Raw genomic sequence first — 23,701 nt, 5'->3', positions numbered from 1 at the left:
CCTAAGTTTATTTTCTTAGAGGCTTAGTATCTTAGAAACTCAGAGTCTTAATATTGTTCCTTCTCGTTTGGAAAATCCTTTGATTTCACATCTGTTACATATTTACTTATGGCTGAAGTCATACCTTCGTATAGATTCATGTAACGTCTTAAGAAACGGGGACTAAATTCATTATTCATACCTAGCATATCGTGAATTACTAAAACCTGTCCATCAACACCGCCACCGGCACCAATTCCAATAACAGGAATAGAAATACTCTCGGCTACTTGTTTCGCCAGATTTGCAGGGATTTTTTCAAGTACTAAAGCGAAACAGCCCAATTGTTCTAGTAATTTGGCGTCTTCAATTAACTTTTCGGCTTCTTCGTCTTCTTTGGCGCGAACCGTGTAAGTTCCAAATTTATAGATTGATTGTGGTGTTAATCCCAAATGTCCCATTACCGGAATTCCGGCGTTTAGAATTTTTTTGATGGATTCCTTAATTTCTTTTCCGCCTTCCAATTTTACAGCGTGTCCGCCACTTTCTTTCATGATTCTGATAGAAGAGCGCAAAGCTTCTTTAGAATCAGATTGGTAGCTTCCAAAAGGAAGATCAATTACGACTAAAGCTCTCTCCACAGCTCTAACAACAGATGAAGCATGATAAATCATCTGATCCAAAGTAATTGGCAGTGTTGTCTCGTGACCAGCCATAACATTGGAGGCAGAATCGCCAACGAGAATAACGTCAACTCCAGCGGTATCCACAATTTTTGCCATCGTATAATCATAGGCAGTAAGCATGGAGATTTTTTCACCGTTAGATTTCATTTCGATTAATGACTTGGTAGTGACTTTTTTGTAATCTTTTTTTATTGCAGACATGTATTTTCTTATTTTATTTCCGATATGTCGGAATTGATTTTGTTTTTGAGACTGTAAAAGTAATAAATAGAATTTTTCTAAATTGAGTTTTTGGAAAGAATATGTGATTGAGAACTAGTCAAATTGTGATATTGGTAATTTAAATTATGGTTTTGATGAATTTTATTAAAATATGAAGTTTTTCATGATAGGGATTTCAGCGATTCAGACCTAACAGGTTTTTAAAACCTGTTAGGTCTTATAATTGACCCCAAAAATGCCAATTACCTGCCTTTAGCCCCGATTACTTCGTCAGTTCGCTTCGCTCGTGTGTAGCGGCATCCTTTTCCTTTTTTCTTTAAAAAGGAAAAGATATAGCGAAAAGCGGGAACCATATTTCCAAAAATGCCCAATTTTTCCGCTCCTGAAAACTGTTAAGTGAAATCTTTATAAAATCTTTATATCGTGCTTTGTTATATTATAAAATACTTATAGGATATGGTCTAACTTTGTCATATCAAATAAATACAAGGATTATGAATAGTATTTTGAATCAGATGAAGATTAAAAATCAATATTTGATAAGCGTTTTATCAGTTGGTATCGTTGCATCATTGTGTTTGTTCATCAGAGATTATTTAGACTACAAAATTGTTGGTTATCTGCTGTTAGTGGTCGTTTCAGTATTGTCGATGTTTTTGACCATTTTGCCAATAGTACTCAGTGCAGTTTTGAGTGCGTTAATATTGAATTTTTTATTTATTAAGCCGTATTATACGTTTCACATCAGCAATGCCGAAGACTCTTTATTATTGTTTTTGTTCTTCATTATTGCTCTCATCAATGCAGTTTTGACTCATAAAATCAGGAGAGCCGAAAAGATATTGCAGGTAAAAGAGGTTAGAATTAATACGATGAAACTTTACAATGCTTTATTGGACTCTCTTTCTCATGAATTGAGAACGCCAATTTCAACAATAATGGGAGCTATAGATACCATTCAAAGCAAATCCATGCCTATTTCTGAGGAAAATAAAGAGAATTTATATGCCGAGATTGAGAAAGCATCCTTGAGACTGAATCATCAGGTAGAAAATTTACTGAATATGTCGCGATTGGAATCGGGTGTTATAGAGCCAAAAATGGATTGGTGTGATTTAGAAGAATTGATTTATAATGTTTTAGATCATTTAAAGGACGATTTACAGTTTCATAAAGTAGTTGTAAAAACAGATGAAAATTTACCGCTTTTCAAATTAGACTATGGTTTGATGCAACAGATAATTTACAATTTGGTTTTCAATGCTTCTCAATACACGCCCAAAGGAGCCAAAATAGAAATTAAGGTTTCCTATAATGTAGATGTCGATTTTGAATATAATCCCGATAAAGTATTTCCGTGTGTGATTACAATTGCCGATGACGGCATCGGTTTTCCTGAAGCTGAATTAGATAAGGTGTTTGATAAATTTTACCGTCTGCAAAACTCAAAAACCGGCGGAACTGGACTTGGTTTGTCAATTGTAAAAGGATTTGTCGAGGCACAGCATGGAATAGTAAAACTTGAAAACAGGGAAGAAGGTGGTTCGGTTTTTACGCTTAGCTTTCACACTTTAACAATGAATACTAAAGAAATTTCAAATGAATAACGGTGCTCAAATATTGGTGATTGATGATGAGATTCAAATTAGAAAGCTTCTTGAAATCACGTTGGATTCTAATAACTACAAAACAATTTTTGCAGTAAATGCAAAAGAAGGATTGTCGATGGTTGCTAATTATCAGCCTGATTTGGTTATTCTTGATTTGGGTCTGCCAGATGAAGACGGACAAATTGTTTTAAAACGTTTACGCGAATGGTATACCAATCCAATTATAATTTTAACCGTAAAAAGTGCCGAAGACGAAATTGTAAAAGCACTTGATAACGGGGCAAATGATTATTTGACTAAACCGTTCCGCACGCAGGAATTGCTAGCTAGAATTCGGACAGCTTTGCGGAATATGGTTTCCAATGAAAAAGAACCTATAATTGAGTTTGGCGCTGTTTCAATTGATTTAGCTTCCAGAATTGTCAGGCTGAACAATGAAATTTTGAAACTCACAATGACAGAATATAATCTGCTTTCTATTTTCATAAAAAATGAAGGACGCGTATTAACTCATCAATATTTACTGAAACAGGTTTGGGGAAACAGCTATGCCGATCAAACTCAGTATTTACGCGTTTTTGTTGCCCAGCTTAGAAAAAAGATAGAAGAAGATCCAAATCGCCCTAAGTTCATTATTACGGAGTCCGGTGTAGGCTACCGGTTTAATACCAGTTAAAATCAATTAAAAAAAACTGAAAATAAATGTAATATGAAGTGTTTCATGCACCTCATACAGGACTTTCTATGTCCAAAAATTAATAAAATAAAATTAAAATAAAATGAATAAATCAACGGTTCAAAAAGTTACAGCGGCATCGCTTTTGGTGGCACTCGGAATTATTTACGGAGATATAGGAACCAGTCCGTTATATGTTATGAAAGCCATTATCGGGCAAAGGGAAATATCAAAATTATTAGTTTATGGAGGGATTTCGTGTATATTTTGGACACTTACTTTTCAAACAACTTTTAAATATGTTTTAATGACCCTTTCTGCAGACAATCATGGCGAAGGAGGGGTATTTTCTCTTTATGCATTGGTCAAACGATTTGGAAAAGGAAAGTTAGTAATTCCTACTATTCTGGGAGCTACCACGCTTTTGGCTGACGGAATTATTACACCGCCTATTTCTGTGGCTTCAGCTGTTGAGGGATTGGGTGATGTAGTTCCGAATATTCCAATACTTCCCATTGTTATTGCAATCTTGTCTGGTCTTTTCTTTTTTCAGCGTTTTGGAACGCAAAAAGTGGGTTTCTTTTTTGGTCCCGCTATGGTTGTTTGGTTTTTGATGCTTTTTGTTTTAGGATTTGTCCAAATTTTAGAGCATCCGGCAATCTTGACTGCTTTGAATCCGGTGTATGCTTATGAGTTATTAGTTGAATACCCGCATGGTTTTTGGCTGTTGGGAGCTGTTTTTCTTTGTACAACTGGAGCCGAAGCTTTGTATTCGGATTTAGGACATTGCGGAAAAGAGAATATCAGAATCACTTGGACTTTTGTAAAAATAGCATTAGTTGTCAATTATTTGGGACAGGCATCTTGGCTGATGAACCAAAGCAGTCATTTCCTTGAAGGCAGAAATCCTTTTTATACAATTATGCCCCATTGGTTTTTGTTATCAGGTGTGATAATTTCGACTTTCGCAGCCATAATTGCTTCGCAGGCATTAATAAGCGGATCGTTTACATTAATTAACGAAGCAGTTTCGCTAAATTTCTGGCCGAGAGTTTCGATGAAAAATCCAACGAATTTGAAAGGACAAATTTATATTCCATCGGTAAATACTATTTTATGGATTGGATGTATTTTGATGGTGCTGTATTTTAGAACTTCTTCAAATATGGAAGCCGCTTATGGATTTTCAATAACCATTGCGATGCTGATGACAACTGTACTGCTTAATTATTATTTGATTTATATCAAAAAATTAAACAGAATTCTCATTGGTGCAATCATAACTGTTTTTGTGATTATCGAAGTCGCATTTTTCGTCGCCAATATTGTTAAAATCAAAGAACGTTGGATGTTCTTATTTTTCGAGTTGTTTATTTTTATGACGATGTACGTTTGGTATTTCTCCCGAAAAATCAACAATAAATTAGTGAAATTTACCAATTTGACCGAGTATACAACGAAGTTCAAGGAATTGAGCAATGATGTCTTGATTCCTAAATATTCCACTCATTTAATTTATTTGTCAAAAGCAGACAGGAATTATGAAATAGAAGAGAAAATATTGAATTCCATTTTTTCTAAAAAACCAAAAAGAGCTGATGTATATTGGTTTTTTCATATCAACCGGACTAATTCTCCTTTTGATCTGAATTATGAAGTTATTGAATTATTAGACGATAAAGTGATTAAGATTGTTTTGAATATAGGTTTTAGAATCCAGCCTAAAGTTGAATTGTATTTTAAACGAATTGTTCATGATCTTATCGAAAATAAAGAACTGAATCTGCATATCCGCTCAGATGGTTCAACAAAATACAATTCGGAACCTGATTTTAAATTTGTAATTATTGAAAAGTTTTTGTCTGTAGAAAATGAGTTTTCTGTAAGAGACGGACTTTTACTGAATTCTTATTATGTACTGAAAAATATGTCGCTATCAGATACGAGAGCTTTCGGACTTGATAAAAGTGATGTGGTCATCGAAGAGATTCCTGCCGTTTATAATCCTATTGTTAAATTAGAATTAGAAAGGAAGATGGTTAATTAGTCAATGAGATAATGTGTCAATTTGATAATTAGAAAATTTGGATAATTAGATAATTGGCGACTTAGTCAATTATCTAATTATCTCATTTTCCAAATTTTCTAATTAACTAGCAATCCGCCATATTTACGGCAACTGCGAGTCCGCCTTCGGAGGTTTCTTTATATTTGGAATTCATGTCTTTGGCGGTTTGCCACATAGTATCAATTACTTTGTCCAAAGACACTTTTGCGTTATTGGCATCTGTTGCCAAAGCAAGCTCAGCAGCATTAATTGCTTTTATTGCACCCATAGTATTTCTTTCAATACATGGAATCTGTACTAAGCCGCCAATAGGGTCGCAGGTTAATCCTAAATGATGTTCCATAGCAATTTCGGCAGCCATTAATACCTGAGCAGGAGTTCCGCCTAATAATTCACATAATGCGGCGGCAGCCATGGCACTCGAAACTCCTATTTCGGCTTGGCATCCTCCCATTGCGGCAGAAATGGTAGAGCCTTTTTTGAAAATACTTCCTATTTCGCCGGTAACCATAAGGAATTTTTTGATTTCATTTTCGCCAGCCTGATGATTTTCGATAACCATATAATACATCAAGACTGCCGGAATCACTCCCGAACTTCCGTTGGTAGGAGCGGTAACCACTCTGCCTAGCGCCGCATTGACTTCGTTTACTGCCAATGCAAAACAGCTTACCCATTTTAGAATTTGGCGGAATTTAACTTCAGTTTTTCTTATTTCTTCCAGCCATTCCTGCGGTGTAGAATAATTACATAGTCCAATCAGATTTTGGTGCATGTCAAAAGCGCGTCTTCGTACATGCAGACCTCCGGGAAGTATCCCTTCGGAATGACAGCCGATATACATGCATTCCAGCATAGTGTTCCAAATGCGCAGTAGTTCGTGATGAATTTCTGTTTCGGGGCGCATGGATTTTTCATTGTCATAAACGATTTCCGAAACGGATTTATTTTCTTTGGCACAATAGGCCAAAAGTTCACTTGCTTTATTGATAGGGAAGGGGAAAGCACATTTTATGGCAACTTTATTTTGGGCATTTTCCCGTTCTTCTTTCACAACAAATCCACCGCCTATGGAATAAAAAGTCGAACTGTATTCAGTTTCGTTGTTGAAGTATGCTGTAAATGTCAATCCATTAGCATGAAAAGGAAGGAAGTCTTTGTTGAAAACAATGTCCTGAAGAATAAAAAAAGGAATACTGACCTGGTTTCCCAAATGGATTTCGCTTTTGGCTTCAATCGATTTGATGATTTTGTCAATATTTTGGATAGGAATGTATTCTGGGTCTTGGCCGCTAAGTCCAAGCATGACTGCCAAATCGGTTGCATGTCCCTTTCCAGTCAATGAAAGCGAACCGTACAAATCGACTTTGACTCTTGTTACTGTATTGATTTCAAAATCAGTTCTTAGTTCGTTTAAAAAACGTTCTGCTGCACGCCATGGTCCAAGGGTATGTGAACTGGATGGACCAACACCAATTTTTAACATATCAAAAACAGAGATACATTCTTCCATGAATTTTTTGTTTATTACTGAACAAATATAATTATTAATTTATGTAATAGTAACTCTTTTGTTTTATTAAGTATGAATTTGATAAAATTGGTATGCTTTTTTATTGATGCTTTGGAATATCGTTAAAGTTTTAAAATAGAGAAAGAGCTGTTTTGCTATTTTTCGAAGCGAAATATTTCTCAATTAATAAAGCAGAACTTCAGCCTAGCCATTCCCTAGTTTAAGGAATAAAAAATATTTTGATAAAATGCTGTAGTTTTTACTGATTTTATTGGTCTGAAAAGATTTAAATCATACATTTGTCGCTACATTCAAAAATTCCGGAAAACATGTTTGAATTTCAACAGTATTTAGGCTTTTTACTTTTCTTAACCATCCTTACAATGGGATTCTGGTTAATGTTTTTCTTAGTTGGTTTCGTATCTTACTGGGTAGGTGGAGCAACTTGGGAAGCATATAAAGAAAAGAAAGCAAAACAAAAAGAAGAAGAAGCTTAGTCTTTTTTTTTACTTTAAAATAAAAAAGGATTCGTTATTACGAATCCTTTTTTTGTGGTATTTTGTTGAGTTTGTATATTATCCAGGGAAATCGCCACCGCCATCTCCGCCACCTTCATTTCTTGGCGCATTTTTCTCTCTCTCATTTTTCGCTTTGTTGAAACGGTAAGTAAACGATAAATTGAACTGACGTTTACGGAACTGCATTTCGCCATATGAGATTTGATTATCAAGATAGGTATATGATCTCATTTTTCTGGTGTTGAAAATATCACTGATATTGAATGCAATTGTCGCTTTGTCTTTCATTACATCTTTACTGAAAGCGGTATTCATTGAAAACTGATCTAAGTTTTTTCCCTGTGCAGTTTTTTGTTCCCCATTATAGGTACCGTTCAGCTGCCAGTCGATTTTGTATGGCAAAGTTAATTTTGAGCTCACTCTTGCAAACCAAGTGGTTGCTTCATTGTCAAGGTTTTGAACTATAACTTTGTCATTTGTATCTGTGTAGCTGTGTTCTCCAGTTGTTTTTACATTATAAAAATTGAAATTACTGTTTATTCTCCATATTTTGAATGGATTATAATTTAAAGTAAATTCAAAACCATATTTTTGCTCTTTTCCTAAGTTGATTGGCTGGCTTTTAATTACCGGAACTCCATTCACGACATCACCTGTAGGAGACCGAACAAAGCTGAAAACATCTTTGGTATCTTCAAAATATGCCGAAGTATTAAAGGTTACTTTTTCCCATCGTTTGATATAACCAACGTCAAATTTGTTTGTTAATGATGGATCTAGGTCAGGATTTCCCTGAAAAATATTAACATTACTTGAATAATTTACCGCAGGGTTCATGAAACGTCCTCTTGGTCTTGAAAGACGCTTGCTGTAGCTGGTTGTGATGTTGCTTTGATCTGAAATCTCATAACTGATAAAAGCACTAGGAAAAAAGTTGTTATACTTTTTAGTATTAAATTGTATGGGGTCTTCTAATAAATTCACTTCGATATTAGTGTCTTCCCATCGAAGTCCAAATAAATAAGAGAACTTATTTGCTTTGAAACCATACTGAGTATAGAGAGCATTAATATTTTCTTTGTATTCCAGAGTGTTTGATAAATTCTTAATTTTTATGCCATTCTCGTCAAGAACATAATACTCATTGTTTAAATCAGCAAAATTTCCTTTATATCCAGCTTCAAACTGGCTTCCTTCTCCTAGAGGCAGAACGTAATCGGCTTGTAACTGTCCTTGTTTCTGAATTTGGTTGTTCAGCGTATTATTATAATTGTCAGAACCTGTAATTACACTTTGGCTGTCATCAGTATTTCTGGAAATAGAAGTGTCAACGGTAAGTTTGTGTCCCTTATCGTTGAAGTTTTTAATTAAGTTTGAAGTAAATGAGGCATTTTCACTGCCAGTATCGCCAGTGTTTAAACGGTAAGTTGTGCCTGTGAAAACTCGAGATGCATCATAGCTGTTATAGTTAATCAAATCATTGTCCTCACCCGTATTTTTTTCATAATTAATAGCATTTGTCCAATAGGTATTTGGCGCTACAGTCCATTCAACACCTGCTCTTCCATTAAAACCATCTCTGGTTCTCTCTGTTTCACGGTCTTCATATAAGTAATTTTTAACAGAACCATCTTCATTGAAATACTCAGAATTGGTTTTTCCGCCTCCTTCATTTGTTCTATGGTTAAAACCCGCAGTGGTGAAGTAGTTTAATTTTTCTGTTTTATAGTTTATGTTAGCAGTTAAACCATAAGTTTCAGGAATACCTGTAGAAGCAATAAGCGTTCCGTTAAAACCTTGATTTTTACCTTTTTTAAGTACAATATTAATTATACCAGACCCTCCTTCGGCATCATATCGTGCAGATGGATTAGTAATAACTTCGACCTTGTCAATCGCATCAGCAGGAAGCTGTCTTAAAGCTTCAGCAACGTTTACGGCATAGGATGGTCTTCCGTCAATTAATATCCGGACGTTGTCGCTTCCTCTTAAGCTTACATTTCCTTCGGTATCAACAGAAACAGAAGGAACATTGTCCAAAACATCGCTTACAGTTCCGCCTTTTACCATCATATCCTGACCAACATTGTATACTTTTTTATCGAGCTTGATCTCTACTGAAGATTTCTCGGCACGAACAACTACTTCGTTTAATTGCGAGGCATCATCTTCGAGGGCAATGGTGCCAAGGGAAGTTGGTTCGGTTATTTTTTTGTCTTTTATTTCTATGTTTTTGAAAGAAATAAATTCGATAGTGATATCATACACTCCTGGAATAACATCAGCTTCGTATTCGCCTTTGTTGTTTGTTATTCCGCCAGAAATGGCCTTTGGATTTTTTTGATTCTTTAAAGTAATAGTAGCATATTCTAAGGGCTGATTACTCTTTTTGTCAACGATTTTTCCAGTAACTTTAACTTTGGTAAATGCTGGAGGTCCTTGCTGAGCAAAATTGGATAGTCCTAATAGTAGGAATAATAGAACTATGGTAAATTTTAAATTTTTCATTTAGTAATAAATAAGATTTTGAGGTAAGACGCAGAAAAGTTTAAAAAGTTTAAATGAGGTTTCTTAAACTTATGTTAATGTTTAAAGAAATGGTTCTACTTGATCCAAGTCTCGGCCTATAATTGCCTGATTATCTTTAACTACGATTGGTCTTTCGATAAGAATTGGATTTTCGACCATGGCCTCAATAATTTCCCGGTCCGTTAAAGTTTTGCCTTTATAATTCTCAATCCAGATTTTTTCTTTTTGCCGAACTAATTCAATAGGAGAGAAGTTTAATTTTTTTAATAATGAAGTCAATTCTTCTGCTGAAGGAGGAGTATTGAGATAATTAATAATTTCAAACTCTTGGTTTGATTCTTGTAAAAACAACAAACAGTTTCTTGATTTTCCGCAGCGCTGATTATGGTAAATTTGTATCATTTTGATTAATATTTGGGTTATTCTAAAATAAAAATAGCTACTTTAGTTTCGGCAAAAGTAAGATTTGAAATGCCATTTTAAGTATAATCTAGAAAAAAATAACGGATGTTTTTAGAACAGGGAATAAACGAAAAAAATAAATTTTGGAATTATCTTTTAGGTTTAGTGATTATTGTCGTCGCCTCTTTTTTGGGACAAATTCCTATGTTGGCGATGATTTTATTTGAAACCGCTTTTAAAGGAAAGTCATATCCCACTACTGATGCCGAACTGCTTCATTTTTTTGAACCCAATTTAAATTTGTTTCTTTTACTCATTTCTTATGTTGCGGCGCTGGGTGGTGTGTATTTTGTTGTTCGGTTTTTGCATCAGCAAACGTTTCTGTCAATAGTTACCACCAGAAAAAAAATCGATTGGAAAAGAGTGCTGTTTTCATTTTCTATATGGACACTAATTACTATTGTTTCGACGCTGGTTACTTATTATTTAAATCCATCTGATTTTGAAATTAATTTTCAGCCAATTCCTTTTTTAATTTTACTGGTAATCGCTGTTCTATTGATTCCTGTGCAGACAACTGTTGAAGAATTGATTTTTAGGGGTTATTTAATGCAGGGCTTCGCTAATTTATCACGAAATAAATGGCTGCCATTGTTGATGACATCAGCTATTTTCGGACTGCTGCATTTGTCTAATCCCGAAGTTTCGAAGATTGGCAATATAATTATGGTGTATTATATAGGAACAGGATTGTTGTTAGGTATAATTACTTTGATGGATGACGGAATGGAACTAGCATTAGGATTTCATGCTGCAAACAACTTAATAGGAGCACTATTAGTGACATCAGACTGGACTGCTTTTCAAACGTATTCTATTTTTAAAGATGTGTCAGAACCTGAAGCTGGATTCGATATTATCTTCCCTGTAATAGTGATTTATCCTTTGCTTTTGCTTATATTTGGGTATAAATACAAATGGACGGAGTGGGTAAAAAAACTGACAGAAAGTATTTGATTTTTAGATGAGTAACATAAAATTATCAATATTATCATGAGTGCAATAACATACAAAAATGTACACAATCATTTTAAAATAAATGGTCATCATTTAACAAAAGAAGATTTATGCAGAATTGCTTATAGTTTTATAAAAGAAGGAGCAGATTTTGAGCAGGCAGTCGGAGATTTTTTACTGGACTGGTTTGATGATAAATCTTATATCGACATGTTTACTTCGGGAACTACAGGTGAACCAAAAACAATAAGAGTCGAAAAAGAGGCCATGGTCCAGTCAGCGATTTCAACTGGAGATTTTTTTGGATTAGAGCCTGGAAATAAAGTACTGCATTGCCTGCCGGTAAATTATGTTGCTGGTAAAATGATGTTTGTGCGTTCATTTATTCTCGGTCTGGATATGGATTTTGTAGAGCCAAGTTCAAATCCGTTAGAATATAATGATCAAAAATATGATTTTGCCGCTATGGTGCCACTTCAGGCCAAAAACTCGATCAATAAGCTAACTAATATAAAAAAGATAATTATTGGGGGAGTTAAGGTTCATAAATCATTGGAACAGGAATTGGTTAAATTGCCAGTCCAGATTTATGAGACTTATGGAATGACAGAAACTATTACTCATATTGCAGCTAAAAAAATTGGTACAGAGGCATTTACAACATTGCCAAATGTTACAGTTTCTATCAATGAAAATCAATGTTTAGAGATTCTTGCTAAAAATATCAGAAACGAAAAAATCGTTACAAATGATATAGTGAAGCTCATTTCAGATACACAGTTTGTCTGGTTAGGACGTTTCGATAATGTAATTAATAGCGGCGGTATTAAAATTATGCCTGAGCAGGTTGAGAGCAAACTATCTACATTGATTCCTAGACGTTATTTTGTAAATGGTGAGCAAGATGATAGTTTGGGTGAAAAAGTGGTTTTATATGTAGAAGGAGAAACAATAGATATCAATAACTCAGTATTTGATGTTTTGGATAAATATGAGAAACCAAAAGACATTATTTTTATACCTAAATTTAAAGAAACTGCTACTGGCAAAATAATGAGAGAAGAGAGTAAAAAATTAGTTATTGCTAATTAAAATTTTAATCAAAAGTTTTGTGAAATAAAAAAGAGAGGACATTATTCCTCTCTTTTTATTTCTAATATTTTCTGCTAATTCAGGATTACAGTTACTGCTGCATTTTAAAATAATAATCTGCCGAATTTTTTCCGCCTCCATAAATTAGGAAAAAAATACACACTCCCAGAGTCAGTATTGCCAAAAGTAAATTTTGATGGTGCATCTGTCCCATAAAGTTGATAATAATGGCACTGATTAAAATAGGCAGCTGTCCTGCTATGGCCCAGCGCGTCAGTAATCCGAAGAAAATTAAAATACCGCCGATCAAATGTGCAGGAGCTATATAATGAATCAGAAACATACCTCCTCCAAATTTGTCGAATTTATCTATAGGCGATAATAAATCAATTAGATACTGCGTATTTGAAAAAAAATAAACTCCTTTCATAAATAAAAAAACACCAAGAGCCATTCTAAGTATATCTACTGGTAAATAAGTATGCGCATTGGCCCACTTATTTAAGCTTTTTACATTGTTCATAATATCTAGAGTTTTAAATTGTTACTACTAAGGTACTAATTATTAATGATATATGTGTGTTTTGCTGTGCTTAAAAATGTTAATTCTTTTTATCAGGTGATTTTATTTATGTTATTCTTTTAATAGTACTGTGTTAAAATTCTTCTTATGAAAAACGATTAAAAGGCTTTAAAATAGGTGGATTTGGAATTCTAAACCTGAATTACTCCCAAATTAAATTGTTTTTCGATAGGAGCATGGTTAGCTGCTTCAATTCCTATTGATATCCAAGTTCTAGTATCCAGCGGATCAATAATGGCATCAGTCCACAAACGGGCAGCGGCATAATAAGGAGAAACTTGTTCATCGTAACGCGCTTTAATTTTAGAAAACAGTTCAGCTTCCTTAACTTCATCGATAACTTCGCCTTTGCTTTTTAAAGAGGAAGCTTCAATTTGTGCCAATACTTTTGCCGCCTGCGTGCCCCCCATAACGGCTAATTCAGCACTGGGCCAAGCAAATATTAATCGGGGATCAAATGCTTTGCCACACATAGCATAATTTCCAGCTCCATAAGAATTTCCAACTATTACGGTGAATTTTGGCACTACCGAATTAGAAACCGCATTCACCATTTTGGCACCATCTTTTATAATGCCCCCATGTTCAGATTTTGAACCTACCATAAATCCGGTCACATCTTGAATAAATACCAGTGGAATTTTCTTTTGATTGCAATTAGCAATAAAACGGGTCGCTTTATCTGCAGAATCGGAATAAATAACACCGCCAAACTGCATTTCACCTTTGGTAGTCTTTACAACTTTTCTTTGATTGGTAACAATTCCCACGGCCCAGCCGTCAATTCTGGCATAGCCTGTAATAAGCGACTGACCGTATCCTTCTTTGTATGCTTCAAACTCTGAATTATCTACCAATCGACTGATGATTTCCATCATGTCATATTGCTCATTTCTTGCTTTTGGTAAAATGCCGTAGATTTCTTTTTCGTCCAAAGCCGGTTTTTCTGCTTTAATGCGATTGAATCCTGCTTTATCGAAATCACCAATTTTATCGACTATATTTTTTATTTTATCTAAAGCGTCTTTATCATCTTTGGCTTTGTAATCTGTTACACCTGAAATTTCGCAGTGTGTTGTTGCTCCTCCCAAAGTTTCATTGTCAATACTTTCTCCAATAGCAGCTTTGACTAAATAACTGCCTGCCAAAAAGATGCTTCCTGTTTTATCAACAATTAAAGCTTCATCGCTCATAATCGGAAGATACGCACCGCCAGCTACACAGCTGCCCATAACAGCAGCTATTTGGGTGATTCCCATACTGCTCATTATGGCGTTGTTCCTGAAGATGCGTCCAAAATGTTCCTTGTCTGGAAAAATTTCGTCCTGCAAAGGCAGATAAACTCCTGCGCTGTCAACCAAATAGATAAGGGGTAGACGATTTTCTATCGCGATTTCCTGAGCTCTAAGGTTTTTCTTAGCAGTAATAGGAAACCATGCGCCAGCTTTTACAGTTGCATCATTGGCAACAACAATACATTGTTTTCCTCTGATGTATCCAATTTTTACTATCACCCCGCCTGACGGACAGCCGCCATGTTCTGCATACATTTTTTTACCGGCAAAAGCTCCAATCTCAATGGATTTTGCATTTTCATCTAATAGATAATCAATTCGCTCTCGAGCGGTCATTTTTCCTTCGGCATGAAGTTTTTCGATTCGTTTTTCACCTCCTCCAAGTTTGACTTTGGCAAATTTTTGTCTGAGGTCAGAAAGTAAAAGCTTATTGTGATCTTCGTTTGTATTGAAGTTTAAATCCATAAGAGTAAAAATGTGTTTTCTTAATGTCTGCTAATTTACGAAAACGATTGAAATTATTCGTTTTATAAGTTTGATTTTAAATTTTCAGCAATTTAATGTTCTTTAAAGATATTTAAAAATAAAAACTGGATATATTTTAACAATGCTTATAGCATGTCCTGGTCGAGAACTTAATAAAGTTTTTTAATGTGATAATTATATAAATATTAATTGAAAAGCTATAATGGCTTTGTTTCACTAGAAAGTACATTTGTTAATGAAAACCACATTTAATTTATATGAAATTAAGAACATCTATAACCTTTTTCTGGCTGTTACTTTCTTTTGCAGCACATGCCCAGATTCAATCTTTGAATGATATTAGAGTCAAACCCAAAAATTTGTCTCAGCGATGGGAATTAGATACCACTGCTGTTAGAAGTACTTTTTTACTAACGCCGTACAAGCCTATTTACTTCCTGTTAGGTAAGTATTCAAGCAATCCCAATGATCAGCCTCATTCTGAAAATAACAGCCCTGAATATATAGTGCCGGAAGAGCTGCCGTATGATAACATTGAGTTTAAATTTCAATTGAGTTTTAAGACTAAGGTGTTGCAGAGTTTTTTGTGGGGAAGTGCCGATTTATGGGTTGCTTATACCCAAAAATCATTTTGGCAGCTTTATAATCATGAACTTTCACGTCCTTTCAGGGAAATAAATTATGAACCTGAAATAATTTTGAATTTCCCTGTCAAATTTAAGGTTTTAGGTTTTAATACCCGAATGGTAGGAATTGCATTTAACCATTTGTCTAATGGAAAAAGCGACCCTTTTTCAAGGAGTTTAAACAGATTTATTCTACATGCAGGACTCGAACGAAAAAACTGGACGGTTTATTTGAGGTCATGGTATGGATTGTCAGATAATAGCGGGGACAATCCAGATATTTCAGATTATACAGGACGTGCTGATTTGAATGTTATTTATGAAAAAAAAGGACATATAGTTTCATTCCTGGGAGGTTATAATATGAATTTCAATTCAACGCCAAGAGGTTACGCAGAATTTTCCTGGTCTTACCCCATTAAAAACAATTTGAAAGCTTATTTTCAAGTTTCACATGGTTATGGTGAGTCATTAATAGATTATAATCATTTACAGACAACAGTTGGAGTTGGAATTTCCCTGGTTGAATGGCTGTAATTTTATATAAAAAACCCGACAAGTTGAAACTGTCGGGTTTGCATTTATAAGTCAGAATACTTTCAGTATTTATTCTTCCTCTTTTTGTCCCATCATCATTAGATATGCTTTTAGAAAGCCATCAATGTTTCCATTCATTACGCTGTCTACATCGCTGGTTTCCTGTCCTGTTCTAACATCTTTGACTAGTTTGTAGGGTTGCATTACATAATTACGTATTTGTGATCCCCATTCAATTTTCATTTTTCCGGCTTCAATATCAGAACGCTGTTCCTGCTGTTTTTTGAGTTCAATTTCATATAATTGAGAACGTAACATTTGCATCGCACGAGTTCTGTTATCGTGCTGCGAACGCGTCTCAGAACACTGAATCTGAATTCCGGTTGGCTTGTGTGTCAATTGTACTTTGGTTTCTACCTTGTTTACATTTTGACCTCCGGCACCACTGGAACGAGCGGTTGTAATTTCTATATCGGCTGGATTGATTTCAATTTCGATAGTGTCGTCAACAAGCGGATATACGTACACGGAAACAAAAGAAGTATGTCTTTTTGCATTACTGTCAAAAGGCGAAATACGCACCAAACGGTGAACGCCGTTTTCTCCTTTCAGATAACCAAAAGAATAATCACCTTCAATTTCTAATGTAACCGTTTTTATACCGGCTGCATCACCTTTTTGAAAATTCAGTTCACGGATTTTGTAGCCTTCCTTTTCAGCCCACATCATGTACATACGCATAAGCATTTCGGCCCAATCGCAGCTTTCTGTACCGCCGGCTCCGGCAGTAATCTGAAGAACTGCACTCAAACTATCACCTTCTTCTGAAAGCATATTTTTGAATTCGATTGCTTCAATGTGAGCTTGGGTTACATCGTACTGATGATCTAGTTCTTCGGGAGTTAATTCTCCTTCTTTGTAGAAATCATAAGCAAGCTGTAACTCGTCAGTCATGTCGACAGCCTTGTTATAGTCTTCAATCCATTTCTTTTTTCCTCGAAGATTTTTTACAATAATTTCGGCTTCTTTGGCATTGTTCCAAAAGTCGGGCGCAAAAGTTTTTTCTTCTTCGTTGGCTATTTCGATAAGCTTGGCATCAACGTCAAAGATACCTCCTCAACGCACCAAGGCGTTCTACAATACCTTTTATTTGTTCGGTAGTTGTCATAAATTTATAGTAATTTTGTGTCGAAAATTATTGGATCAACTCCTGATAATAATTTTACTAGTTTTGAGTTTACAAAAATAGGATTTAGTTTTTAGATTATGGAAATAAATTTGATTAGTGATACGATTACCAAACCATCGGTCGAAATGCTGCAATACATGTTTAATGCCCAAGTGGGGGATGATGTGTATAAACAAGACCCTACAGTTATTGCGCTCGAGGCAAGATTGGCAAGTATGTTTGGTATGGAAGCGGGGCTTTTTTTTCCATCGGGAACTATGGCAAATCAAACGGCGATTAAGCTGCATACACAGCCAGGTGAGCAATTGATAGCCGATAAATATGCTCACGTATATCACTATGAAGGAGGTGGAGTTTCGTTTAATAGCGGAGTTTCCTGCTGTTTATTGGATGGAGTTCGCGGCATGATTACGGCCGAGCAGGTAGCTGGTGCAATAAATGATCCTGAATTTTATCATAGCCCGCTTACGAGTTTGGTTTGTGTGGAAAATACAACAAATAAAGGTGGTGGAGCTTGTTATGATTTAAATGAACTGAAAAAAATAAAAGCAGTTTGTGTTGCTAATAATTTAAAATTTCATTTAGATGGCGCCCGGATTTGGAATGCCGTTGTTGCCAAAAAACAGCATCCAAGAGAGTTTGGGGCGTTATTTGATACGATTTCGGTTTGTTTGTCCAAAGGTTTGGGAGCACCGATTGGTTCAGTGCTTTTGGGTGATAAAGCTACAATTCATAGGGCATTACGAATTAGAAAAATATTAGGCGGAGGAATGCGTCAGGTTGGATATCTTGCTGCTGCAGGAAATTTTGCGATAGACAACAATATTGCCAAATTAGTTGACGATCATAGAAGAGCCAGGGAAATTGCTGAAGTTTTGTTAAGATTGCCTTGGATTGGTAAAGTTGAGCCTGTAGAAACTAACATTTTGATTTTTTCGGTCCGAGAAGGTTTGAGTGAAAAATTACTTATCGAGAAGCTGAAAGAGAAAAATATTTTGATTAGTTCCCTTGGACATGGAAAACTTAGAATTGTAACGCATCTTGATTATAAAGAAGTCATGCATACGTATGTTTTGGAGACGCTGCAGAAGATTGTTTTGTAGGTTTAAGAATGTTTAAACGTTTAAAGTAGTTTTCATAAAATATGAAAATTCATTTTCATCATATATTTCAAAGCCTAAATTCTTATATAGAGTTTGGGCTTTGTTTGCTTTAAGGACACTTAGTCTTACTGGGATTTTCTTTGCGAAAGATTCTTTTAGAATGGATTTGATGATTTGGCTTCCGATACCTTTGTTTTGATGGTTTGGAGCTATCTGAATTTGAAGGATTTCAATTTCGCCATCTTGTTCGGCTGTTTTTAAAAGTCCAATTTTTTGATTATTTAATAGAATTATTTTGGCATGTTCAAAATGGTAATTTATTCGGCTTAAATGACTTTCTTCGTTTACTTCCATTCTCGAATTAATGAGATACTGTACCATCGTTTCTTTGCGAAGCCAAAGGAGAAATTCGATGTCTTCTTTGGATGCTTTTCTGAAAGTTAAGTTTGTTATCATAATTCATTAAAATTAAGATGTTCAAAGTTTGAAAAAAACCTTGCAGGAAATAAGTCTTGCAAGTTTTTTTTAAAATTATTTACTGTTTTAATTGTCGATTTTGTCAATAATTATAAGATTACTGTCAATTGTCGAATCAGAAGTTATCTTTAAAACACTGAAAGTTTTGGTGGAAATATTGTATTTTAAAATTTGAAATTGCTGGCTGTCGGTCATGAAACAAATGTATTGATCGTTCAATTTGTCTATAAAACCATTTCCAAAAGGTGGGTAGGAGTAAAAGCTTTCATTCGGTAATACATCCTCGTATGTATTATTGCTCAGATTTAACTTTGTTAATATATTACGGCTTGGCACTTGTCTGAAACAATAAGCCATATTGTTGTCATAAGCAATAGGTTTTATATATGTGGTTTTGGCATTATTATATAATACTTTTTTTGCAGTATTATTTACTAAATCTATTTCAATAGTAAACCCATCATTAAGGTAGGAACTATATACTTTGTTGTTATTCAAATAAGCTGAAGAAGAGGCAGTTTGGTTGAAAGTTAATCCTTCGTATGTTATTGTAAAATTATTTGGATTGATTTTTATAAAATAGCATGTATTTGTGGGGGATTTGCTATAGGGATTGTCAACAATAATTCCATAAAGTATTTTTTTTGACTCATCCCATATAATGGAAGTTAAAGTAGGCTCAAATCCTGTAATTTCCTTTGGAAAAACTAATTCTTTTGATATTGTTGTTTTTGTTTTTTTATCAAAAATGTAAAGTTTGTCACTTGGAGAAATATGATTAATTAAAAATATTTTTTCTGAATTGGTCGTAATGTTGTTTAAATGGACAAAATAGGATTCGTTTAATCCTTCGAATTGAGAAAATGTACTTATTTTACCTGTATTATTTCCGATTTTTTGAATTTTCCCTGATGCATTTACAGCTAAATAACTGAAGTCATCTTTGATTTTGTTGTTGTCAGAAGGTTTAGATGTGTTGTTTTCTGAAGATGCAGGCGTGTCGTTTGAACAAGAAAAAAGAAGTGCTATGTAAATAACAGCTGAGATTTTCATTAAAAGCTTCATGTTTTTTTAGGGTATTTTTGAGGTACTTGATTTTTTGTTTCTAAGTCAATTTAGCTTTAGAATTGTTGTTTTGTTTAAAGGGTTTAAAGAAAACTATTCAGCTTTAAACCCTTTTTGAATTTTATTTAAAAAGATTGTCCATTCCTGGAATCATCGGCATATCCATTTTGGCAACAGCATCCAACTCTGCTTGGTTGATTGTTGCTGCTTTTTCAATCGCTTTATTTAGTACCAAAATCAAGTAATCTTCCAGTTGTTCCTTGTCTTCCAATAGAGAATCATCAATGGTGATTGATTTAATTTTTGTATTGGCAGTCAAGGTAACTTTTAGCAGACTGTCATTACTTTGTTCGTCAATTAGTACTGTGTCTAAACGTTTTTTAGTATCTTCGATTTTTTGTTGGGTTTCTCTAAGTTTGCCCATCATTCCCATTAAATCCATTTTGGTGATTTTTAAATTATTGAAAACAAAATTACGCAATTTGACATTTAGTTATGTTAAATAAGATAAAAATCGAATTCGTTTTGAAACCGCTTTATGTTATTTTTGCAATCGTAATAATACTAAATCAACTCGCAAACAATGCCAGAAAATAGTACAGCCCCTGTAGCTAAAGTTATTCCTAAGAAATTAAAAAAATTTGGTGAAGTTCGAATTGATAATTATTTTTGGTTAAATGACCGAGAAAATCCTGAAGTTATTGATTATTTGAATCAGGAAAACGCTTATTACCAAGAAAAAACAGCACATACCAAAGATTTTCAAAAAGCTCTTTTTGAAGAAATGAAAAGCCGAATTAAGGAAGACGATCAATCGGTTCCTTATTTTTTTAATGGGTATTATTATATCACCCGCTATGAAAAAGGGCAGAACTATCCAATTTATTCCCGAAAAAAAGAAAGCCTTTCGGCAAAAGAAGAAATACTTTTCAATTGCAATGAAATGGCAAATGATAAGCCTTATTTTCAATTGGGAGCGTTGAGTATCAGCCCAGATAATAAGCTGGCTCTTTTTAGCTATGATATTGTTGGAAGAAGGATTTATACCATTCAAGTCAAAAACTTGGAAACCAACGAAATTTTAGATGATAAAATAGAAAATGTCACTGGTAGCGCAGTTTGGGCCAATGATAATAAAACCATATTTTATTCGGATCAAGATGATGTTACGTTGCGTTCGGATAAAATTTTCAAGCACAAATTAGGTTCAAAGCAAACAGATGATGTATTGGTTTATTTTGAAAAAGACGAAACTTTTAATGTGGAGATTCTTAAGTCCAAATCTAGAAAATATTTGGCTATTGAATCAGGGAGTACATTGACTACGGAGTATCAAATCCTTGATGCCGATACTCCTGACGAAGAATTTAAAATTTTTCAGAAAAGAGTTCGAGGATTGGAATATAGTATCAATCATTATGGTGATAGTTTTTATATTTTAACCAATAAGGACAAGGCGGAGAATTTTAAATTGATGAAAACTTCGGTAAACAAAACATCAAAAACCAATTGGGAAGAAGTAATTCCTCATAGAGGCGATGTTTTGCTAGAAGATATTGAGATATTTAAAGATTTTTTAGTTCTGGAAGAACGCGAAAATGGTTTGAATAAAATCCGAATTATGCCTTGGAATGGAGAAGGGGAGTATTATCTTCCTTTTGAAAGTGAAACCTATACTGCTTATGCAACAGGAAATGTTGATTTTGACACCGATGTTTTGCGTTATGGCTATCAATCTATGACTACACCATCGTCAATTATTGATTTCAATATGAAAACCAAAGCCAAAGAAATCAAAAAAGAGCAAGAAGTATTAGGTGGAAAGTTTGATAAAAACAATTATGTCGAAGAACGTGTTTGGGCTACAGCGGAAGATGGTGTTAGGATACCTATTTCGATGGTGTACAGGAAAGGTTTGAAGAAAGATGGTGCAAATCCATTGCTTCAATATGCTTATGGTTCTTATGGTCATTCTATGGATGCAACTTTTTCTACGACTCGTTTAACGTTATTGGATCGAGGCTTTATTTTTGCAATTGCGCATATCCGCGGGGGTGAAGATTTGGGAAGACAATGGTATGAAGATGGGAAGTTATTGAAGAAAAAAAATACATTTACTGATTTCATAGATTGTTCCAAATTTTTGATTGCCGAAAAATATACATCACCACAGCATTTATATGCCGAAGGCGGTTCAGCTGGTGGTTTGTTGATGGGTGTAGTTGTTAATACTGCGCCTGAATTATACAATGGAGTAATCGCTCAGGTGGCTTTTGTAGATGTGATAACCACTATGCTGGATGATAGTATTCCGCTTACGACTGGAGAATATGACGAATGGGGTAATCCAAATGTTCGGGAATATCATGATTATATGCTGTCTTACTCACCATACGATAATGTTTTGCCTCAAAAATATCCAAATATGTACGTGTCTACAGGTTTGCATGATTCGCAAGTACAGTATTGGGAACCAGCTAAATGGGTGGCTAAATTGCGTGCCGTAAAAACAGATGATAATGTACTTTATTTGGATACCAATATGGATGCAGGACATGGTGGTGCTTCAGGTCGCTTTGAAGCTCTTAAGGAATTGGCAAAAGAGTATAGTTTTTTATTAGATTTAGAGAAAATTAAAGACTAATTAGAATTTTTTTGTTAGATTTGCATCATATCGGGGTCTATTAAAAAAATGCTCTCAGATAAACTATTTTTTTATGAAAGAAGAAATAAATGCTTATAATAATATTTTAGAGTTAATAGGTAATACGCCACTTGTTAAGCTAAATAGTATAACCGAGAATTTAAAAGGAAACTTCTATGCAAAAGTAGAGTCTTTTAATCCGGGACATTCTTCGAAAGATAGAATTGCTTTATACATTATTGAAGAAGCAGAAAAAAAAGGGATTTTATCTCCAGGGGATACTATAATCGAAACTACTTCTGGTAATACGGGATTTAGTTTGGCAATGGTAAGCATCATAAAGGGGTACAACTGTATTCTTGCGGTGAGTTCCAAATCTTCAAAAGATAAAATCGATATGTTAAGGAGTTTAGGGGCTAAGGTATATGTTTGCCCCGCTCACGTATCTGCTGATGATGAGCGTTCTTACTACAATGTAGCAAAACGACTTCATGAAGAAACAAAAGGGTCAATTTATATCAATCAGTATTTTAACCAATTAAATATTGATGCTCATTATAAAACAACAGGACCTGAAATTTGGAAACAAACGAATGGTAAAATAACACATCTTGTTGCTTGTAGCGGAACTGGAGGAACAATTTCTGGAACTGCAAAATTTCTTAAGGAACAAAATCCTAATGTTAAGATTCTTGGTGTAGACGCTTTTGGGTCAGTATTGAAAAAATACCATGAAACCAAGGAATTTGATAACGATGAAATTTACCCATACAGAATAGAAGGATTGGGTAAAAATTTAATTCCATCAGCAACTGACTTTGATATTATTGATAAATTTATCAAGGTATCTGATGAGGAAAGTGCTCACTCCGCAAGAGAAATTACTAGGAAAGAAGGATTATTTGTTGGTTATACTTCAGGGGCAGTAATGCAAGCTATCAAGCAATATGCTGAAGAAGGTGAGTTTGATGAAAATAGTAATGTAGTTGCCATATTCCCAGATCATGGTTCTCGTTATATGAGTAAAGTGTTTAGCGATGACTGGATGAACGATCAAGGATTCTTTGATAGTGTTAATGAAGAAGAAGCGCAGAAAATAGAATTTATCAAATAAATTATTTTACTGTTAATTATACGAAAAGCTCTAGATGTAAATCTGGAGCTTTTTTTTGCCTATTAGATTTTTAATTAATAAGAAGTAGCTGTTGTTTTTGTATTTTTAATTCAATAATCAAACAGTTAAAATAATGTGAATTTTTTAACACAGTCTGTTTATATCTGCTTTTTGTTGAGTATAATTTATTTGAAGCTGATGATATTTAGTTGATTAAACGAGTATTTTTACATTTCATCGAAATATTTAGGATATTGTTACGATGTAGTT

At 34.4% G+C, this 23,701-nt stretch carries 20 protein-coding genes; 10 read left to right on the top strand and 10 right to left on the bottom strand.

Annotation, left to right across the window (positions count from 1 at the left end; translation table 11 throughout):
- Window positions 1-47: 47 nt before the first annotated feature.
- Entirely contained in the window at window positions 48-866 is an 819-nt protein-coding gene (gene panB / locus C8P67_RS03255; protein ID WP_115810370.1) for a 3-methyl-2-oxobutanoate hydroxymethyltransferase, read from the bottom strand.
- A gap of 515 nt (window positions 867-1,381) precedes the next feature.
- Here panB and C8P67_RS03250 point away from each other — a divergent pair.
- From C8P67_RS03250 to C8P67_RS03240, 3 genes are all read left to right on the top strand, one after another.
- Entirely contained in the window at window positions 1,382-2,494 is a 1,113-nt protein-coding gene (locus tag C8P67_RS03250; RefSeq protein WP_245980362.1) for a sensor histidine kinase, read from the top strand.
- Window positions 2,487-3,173 (top strand): response regulator, encoded by a 687-nt coding sequence (locus C8P67_RS03245; RefSeq protein ID WP_115810368.1) that lies wholly within the window; start codon window positions 2,487-2,489, stop codon window positions 3,171-3,173. Before C8P67_RS03250 ends, C8P67_RS03245 begins: the two co-directional genes overlap by 8 nt.
- Before the next feature lie 103 nt (window positions 3,174-3,276).
- Complete coding sequence (locus C8P67_RS03240) at window positions 3,277-5,220, top strand: KUP/HAK/KT family potassium transporter (protein WP_115810366.1); 1,944 nt, start codon at window positions 3,277-3,279, stop codon at window positions 5,218-5,220.
- Window positions 5,221-5,326: 106 nt separating this feature from the next.
- Here C8P67_RS03240 and C8P67_RS03235 read toward each other — a convergent pair whose 3' ends face one another.
- On the bottom strand, window positions 5,327-6,754 hold the full coding sequence (locus C8P67_RS03235) for an L-serine ammonia-lyase (protein ID WP_115810364.1): 1,428 nt from the start codon (window positions 6,752-6,754) through the stop codon (window positions 5,327-5,329).
- Between the two features lie 329 nt (window positions 6,755-7,083).
- On the opposite strand from C8P67_RS03235, the gene C8P67_RS03230 reads away from it, so the two are divergent.
- A complete protein-coding gene (locus C8P67_RS03230) occupies window positions 7,084-7,251 on the top strand; it encodes a hypothetical protein (protein ID WP_115810362.1) in 168 nt (55 codons plus the stop codon).
- A gap of 78 nt (window positions 7,252-7,329) precedes the next feature.
- Here C8P67_RS03230 and C8P67_RS03225 read toward each other — a convergent pair whose 3' ends face one another.
- Together C8P67_RS03225 and arsC are read right to left on the bottom strand one after the other, a co-directional pair.
- Window positions 7,330-9,780 (bottom strand): outer membrane beta-barrel family protein, encoded by a 2,451-nt coding sequence (locus C8P67_RS03225; RefSeq protein ID WP_115810360.1) that lies wholly within the window; start codon window positions 9,778-9,780, stop codon window positions 7,330-7,332.
- An 81-nt stretch (window positions 9,781-9,861) separates the two neighbouring features.
- Window positions 9,862-10,203, bottom strand: coding sequence for an arsenate reductase (glutaredoxin) (arsC, locus tag C8P67_RS03220; RefSeq protein ID WP_115810358.1), 342 nt, complete (start codon window positions 10,201-10,203; stop codon window positions 9,862-9,864).
- A 105-nt stretch (window positions 10,204-10,308) separates the two neighbouring features.
- On the opposite strand from arsC, the gene C8P67_RS03215 reads away from it, so the two are divergent.
- Together C8P67_RS03215 and C8P67_RS03210 are read left to right on the top strand one after the other, a co-directional pair.
- Window positions 10,309-11,220, top strand: a complete 912-nt coding sequence (locus tag C8P67_RS03215; protein WP_115810356.1) for a CPBP family intramembrane glutamic endopeptidase — start codon at window positions 10,309-10,311, stop codon at window positions 11,218-11,220.
- A 36-nt stretch (window positions 11,221-11,256) separates the two neighbouring features.
- Window positions 11,257-12,312, top strand: coding sequence for an AMP-binding protein (locus tag C8P67_RS03210; protein WP_115810354.1), 1,056 nt, complete (start codon window positions 11,257-11,259; stop codon window positions 12,310-12,312).
- Between the two features lie 91 nt (window positions 12,313-12,403).
- Here the strand turns inward: C8P67_RS03210 and C8P67_RS03205 are convergent, their stop codons facing one another.
- The gene (locus C8P67_RS03205; RefSeq protein WP_115810352.1) at window positions 12,404-12,835 is read right to left on the bottom strand and encodes a DoxX family protein; all 432 of its coding nucleotides are present in this window, start codon (window positions 12,833-12,835) and stop codon (window positions 12,404-12,406) included.
- Window positions 12,836-13,026: 191 nt separating this feature from the next.
- Entirely contained in the window at window positions 13,027-14,655 is a 1,629-nt protein-coding gene (locus C8P67_RS03200) for an acyl-CoA carboxylase subunit beta (protein ID WP_115810350.1), read from the bottom strand.
- A 278-nt stretch (window positions 14,656-14,933) separates the two neighbouring features.
- Between C8P67_RS03200 and C8P67_RS03195 the strand changes: the two genes are divergently transcribed.
- Window positions 14,934-15,839 carry a phospholipase A gene (locus C8P67_RS03195; protein ID WP_115810348.1) on the top strand — a complete coding sequence of 302 codons (906 nt, stop codon included), beginning with the start codon at window positions 14,934-14,936 and terminating at the stop codon, window positions 15,837-15,839.
- Between the two features lie 69 nt (window positions 15,840-15,908).
- Here the strand turns inward: C8P67_RS03195 and prfB are convergent.
- Window positions 15,909-17,007, bottom strand: a protein-coding gene (gene prfB / locus C8P67_RS03190; RefSeq protein WP_115810346.1) for a peptide chain release factor 2 whose coding sequence is annotated in 2 segments (ribosomal slippage) — window positions 15,909-16,943 and window positions 16,945-17,007 — 1,098 coding nt in all. Because the reading frame shifts where the segments join, the coding sequence is not laid out codon by codon here.
- 98 nt (window positions 17,008-17,105) lie between these two features.
- On the opposite strand from prfB, the gene C8P67_RS03185 reads away from it, so the two are divergent.
- On the top strand, window positions 17,106-18,131 hold the full coding sequence (locus tag C8P67_RS03185) for a threonine aldolase family protein (protein WP_115810345.1): 1,026 nt from the start codon (window positions 17,106-17,108) through the stop codon (window positions 18,129-18,131).
- Between the two features lie 12 nt (window positions 18,132-18,143).
- Here the strand turns inward: C8P67_RS03185 and C8P67_RS03180 are convergent, their stop codons facing one another.
- The 3 genes from C8P67_RS03180 to C8P67_RS03170 form a co-directional block, all read right to left on the bottom strand.
- Window positions 18,144-18,587, bottom strand: coding sequence for a GNAT family N-acetyltransferase (locus tag C8P67_RS03180; protein ID WP_115810343.1), 444 nt, complete (start codon window positions 18,585-18,587; stop codon window positions 18,144-18,146).
- Between the two features lie 87 nt (window positions 18,588-18,674).
- Entirely contained in the window at window positions 18,675-19,661 is a 987-nt protein-coding gene (locus C8P67_RS03175) for a hypothetical protein (protein WP_115810341.1), read from the bottom strand.
- A 133-nt stretch (window positions 19,662-19,794) separates the two neighbouring features.
- Window positions 19,795-20,115, bottom strand: a complete 321-nt coding sequence (locus C8P67_RS03170) for a YbaB/EbfC family nucleoid-associated protein (RefSeq protein ID WP_115810339.1) — start codon at window positions 20,113-20,115, stop codon at window positions 19,795-19,797.
- A gap of 141 nt (window positions 20,116-20,256) precedes the next feature.
- Between C8P67_RS03170 and C8P67_RS03165 the strand changes: the two genes are divergently transcribed.
- Both C8P67_RS03165 and C8P67_RS03160 read left to right on the top strand, forming a co-directional pair.
- The gene (locus C8P67_RS03165; RefSeq protein ID WP_115810337.1) at window positions 20,257-22,317 is read left to right on the top strand and encodes a S9 family peptidase; all 2,061 of its coding nucleotides are present in this window, start codon (window positions 20,257-20,259) and stop codon (window positions 22,315-22,317) included.
- 73 nt (window positions 22,318-22,390) lie between these two features.
- The gene (locus tag C8P67_RS03160; RefSeq protein ID WP_115810335.1) at window positions 22,391-23,431 is read left to right on the top strand and encodes a PLP-dependent cysteine synthase family protein; all 1,041 of its coding nucleotides are present in this window, start codon (window positions 22,391-22,393) and stop codon (window positions 23,429-23,431) included.
- The last annotated feature ends 270 nt before the right edge of the window (window positions 23,432-23,701 follow it).

The sequence above is a fragment of the Flavobacterium aquicola genome, assembly GCF_003385115.1.
Lineage (GTDB): Bacteria > Bacteroidota > Bacteroidia > Flavobacteriales > Flavobacteriaceae > Flavobacterium > Flavobacterium aquicola.
The sequence above is the reverse complement of the archived record's forward strand: the minus strand, read 5'-3'. Positions and strand labels throughout refer to the sequence as shown.

What these genes read in the sequence shown, in the direction of transcription:
- panB (WP_115810370.1), bottom strand. Translation starts at nt 866, where the DNA reads ATGTCTGCAATAAAAAAAGATTACAAAAAAGTCACTACCAAGTCATTA.
- C8P67_RS03250 (WP_245980362.1), top strand. Translation starts at nt 1,382, where the DNA reads ATGAATAGTATTTTGAATCAGATGAAGATTAAAAATCAATATTTGATA.
- C8P67_RS03245 (WP_115810368.1), top strand. Translation starts at nt 2,487, where the DNA reads ATGAATAACGGTGCTCAAATATTGGTGATTGATGATGAGATTCAAATT.
- C8P67_RS03240 (WP_115810366.1), top strand. Translation starts at nt 3,277, where the DNA reads ATGAATAAATCAACGGTTCAAAAAGTTACAGCGGCATCGCTTTTGGTG.
- C8P67_RS03235 (WP_115810364.1), bottom strand. Translation starts at nt 6,754, where the DNA reads ATGGAAGAATGTATCTCTGTTTTTGATATGTTAAAAATTGGTGTTGGT.
- C8P67_RS03230 (WP_115810362.1), top strand. Translation starts at nt 7,084, where the DNA reads ATGTTTGAATTTCAACAGTATTTAGGCTTTTTACTTTTCTTAACCATC.
- C8P67_RS03225 (WP_115810360.1), bottom strand. Translation starts at nt 9,780, where the DNA reads ATGAAAAATTTAAAATTTACCATAGTTCTATTATTCCTACTATTAGGA.
- arsC (WP_115810358.1), bottom strand. Translation starts at nt 10,203, where the DNA reads ATGATACAAATTTACCATAATCAGCGCTGCGGAAAATCAAGAAACTGT.
- C8P67_RS03215 (WP_115810356.1), top strand. Translation starts at nt 10,309, where the DNA reads ATGTTTTTAGAACAGGGAATAAACGAAAAAAATAAATTTTGGAATTAT.
- C8P67_RS03210 (WP_115810354.1), top strand. Translation starts at nt 11,257, where the DNA reads ATGAGTGCAATAACATACAAAAATGTACACAATCATTTTAAAATAAAT.
- C8P67_RS03205 (WP_115810352.1), bottom strand. Translation starts at nt 12,835, where the DNA reads ATGAACAATGTAAAAAGCTTAAATAAGTGGGCCAATGCGCATACTTAT.
- C8P67_RS03200 (WP_115810350.1), bottom strand. Translation starts at nt 14,655, where the DNA reads ATGGATTTAAACTTCAATACAAACGAAGATCACAATAAGCTTTTACTT.
- C8P67_RS03195 (WP_115810348.1), top strand. Translation starts at nt 14,934, where the DNA reads ATGAAATTAAGAACATCTATAACCTTTTTCTGGCTGTTACTTTCTTTT.
- C8P67_RS03185 (WP_115810345.1), top strand. Translation starts at nt 17,106, where the DNA reads ATGGAAATAAATTTGATTAGTGATACGATTACCAAACCATCGGTCGAA.
- C8P67_RS03180 (WP_115810343.1), bottom strand. Translation starts at nt 18,587, where the DNA reads ATGATAACAAACTTAACTTTCAGAAAAGCATCCAAAGAAGACATCGAA.
- C8P67_RS03175 (WP_115810341.1), bottom strand. Translation starts at nt 19,661, where the DNA reads ATGAAAATCTCAGCTGTTATTTACATAGCACTTCTTTTTTCTTGTTCA.
- C8P67_RS03170 (WP_115810339.1), bottom strand. Translation starts at nt 20,115, where the DNA reads ATGGATTTAATGGGAATGATGGGCAAACTTAGAGAAACCCAACAAAAA.
- C8P67_RS03165 (WP_115810337.1), top strand. Translation starts at nt 20,257, where the DNA reads ATGCCAGAAAATAGTACAGCCCCTGTAGCTAAAGTTATTCCTAAGAAA.
- C8P67_RS03160 (WP_115810335.1), top strand. Translation starts at nt 22,391, where the DNA reads ATGAAAGAAGAAATAAATGCTTATAATAATATTTTAGAGTTAATAGGT.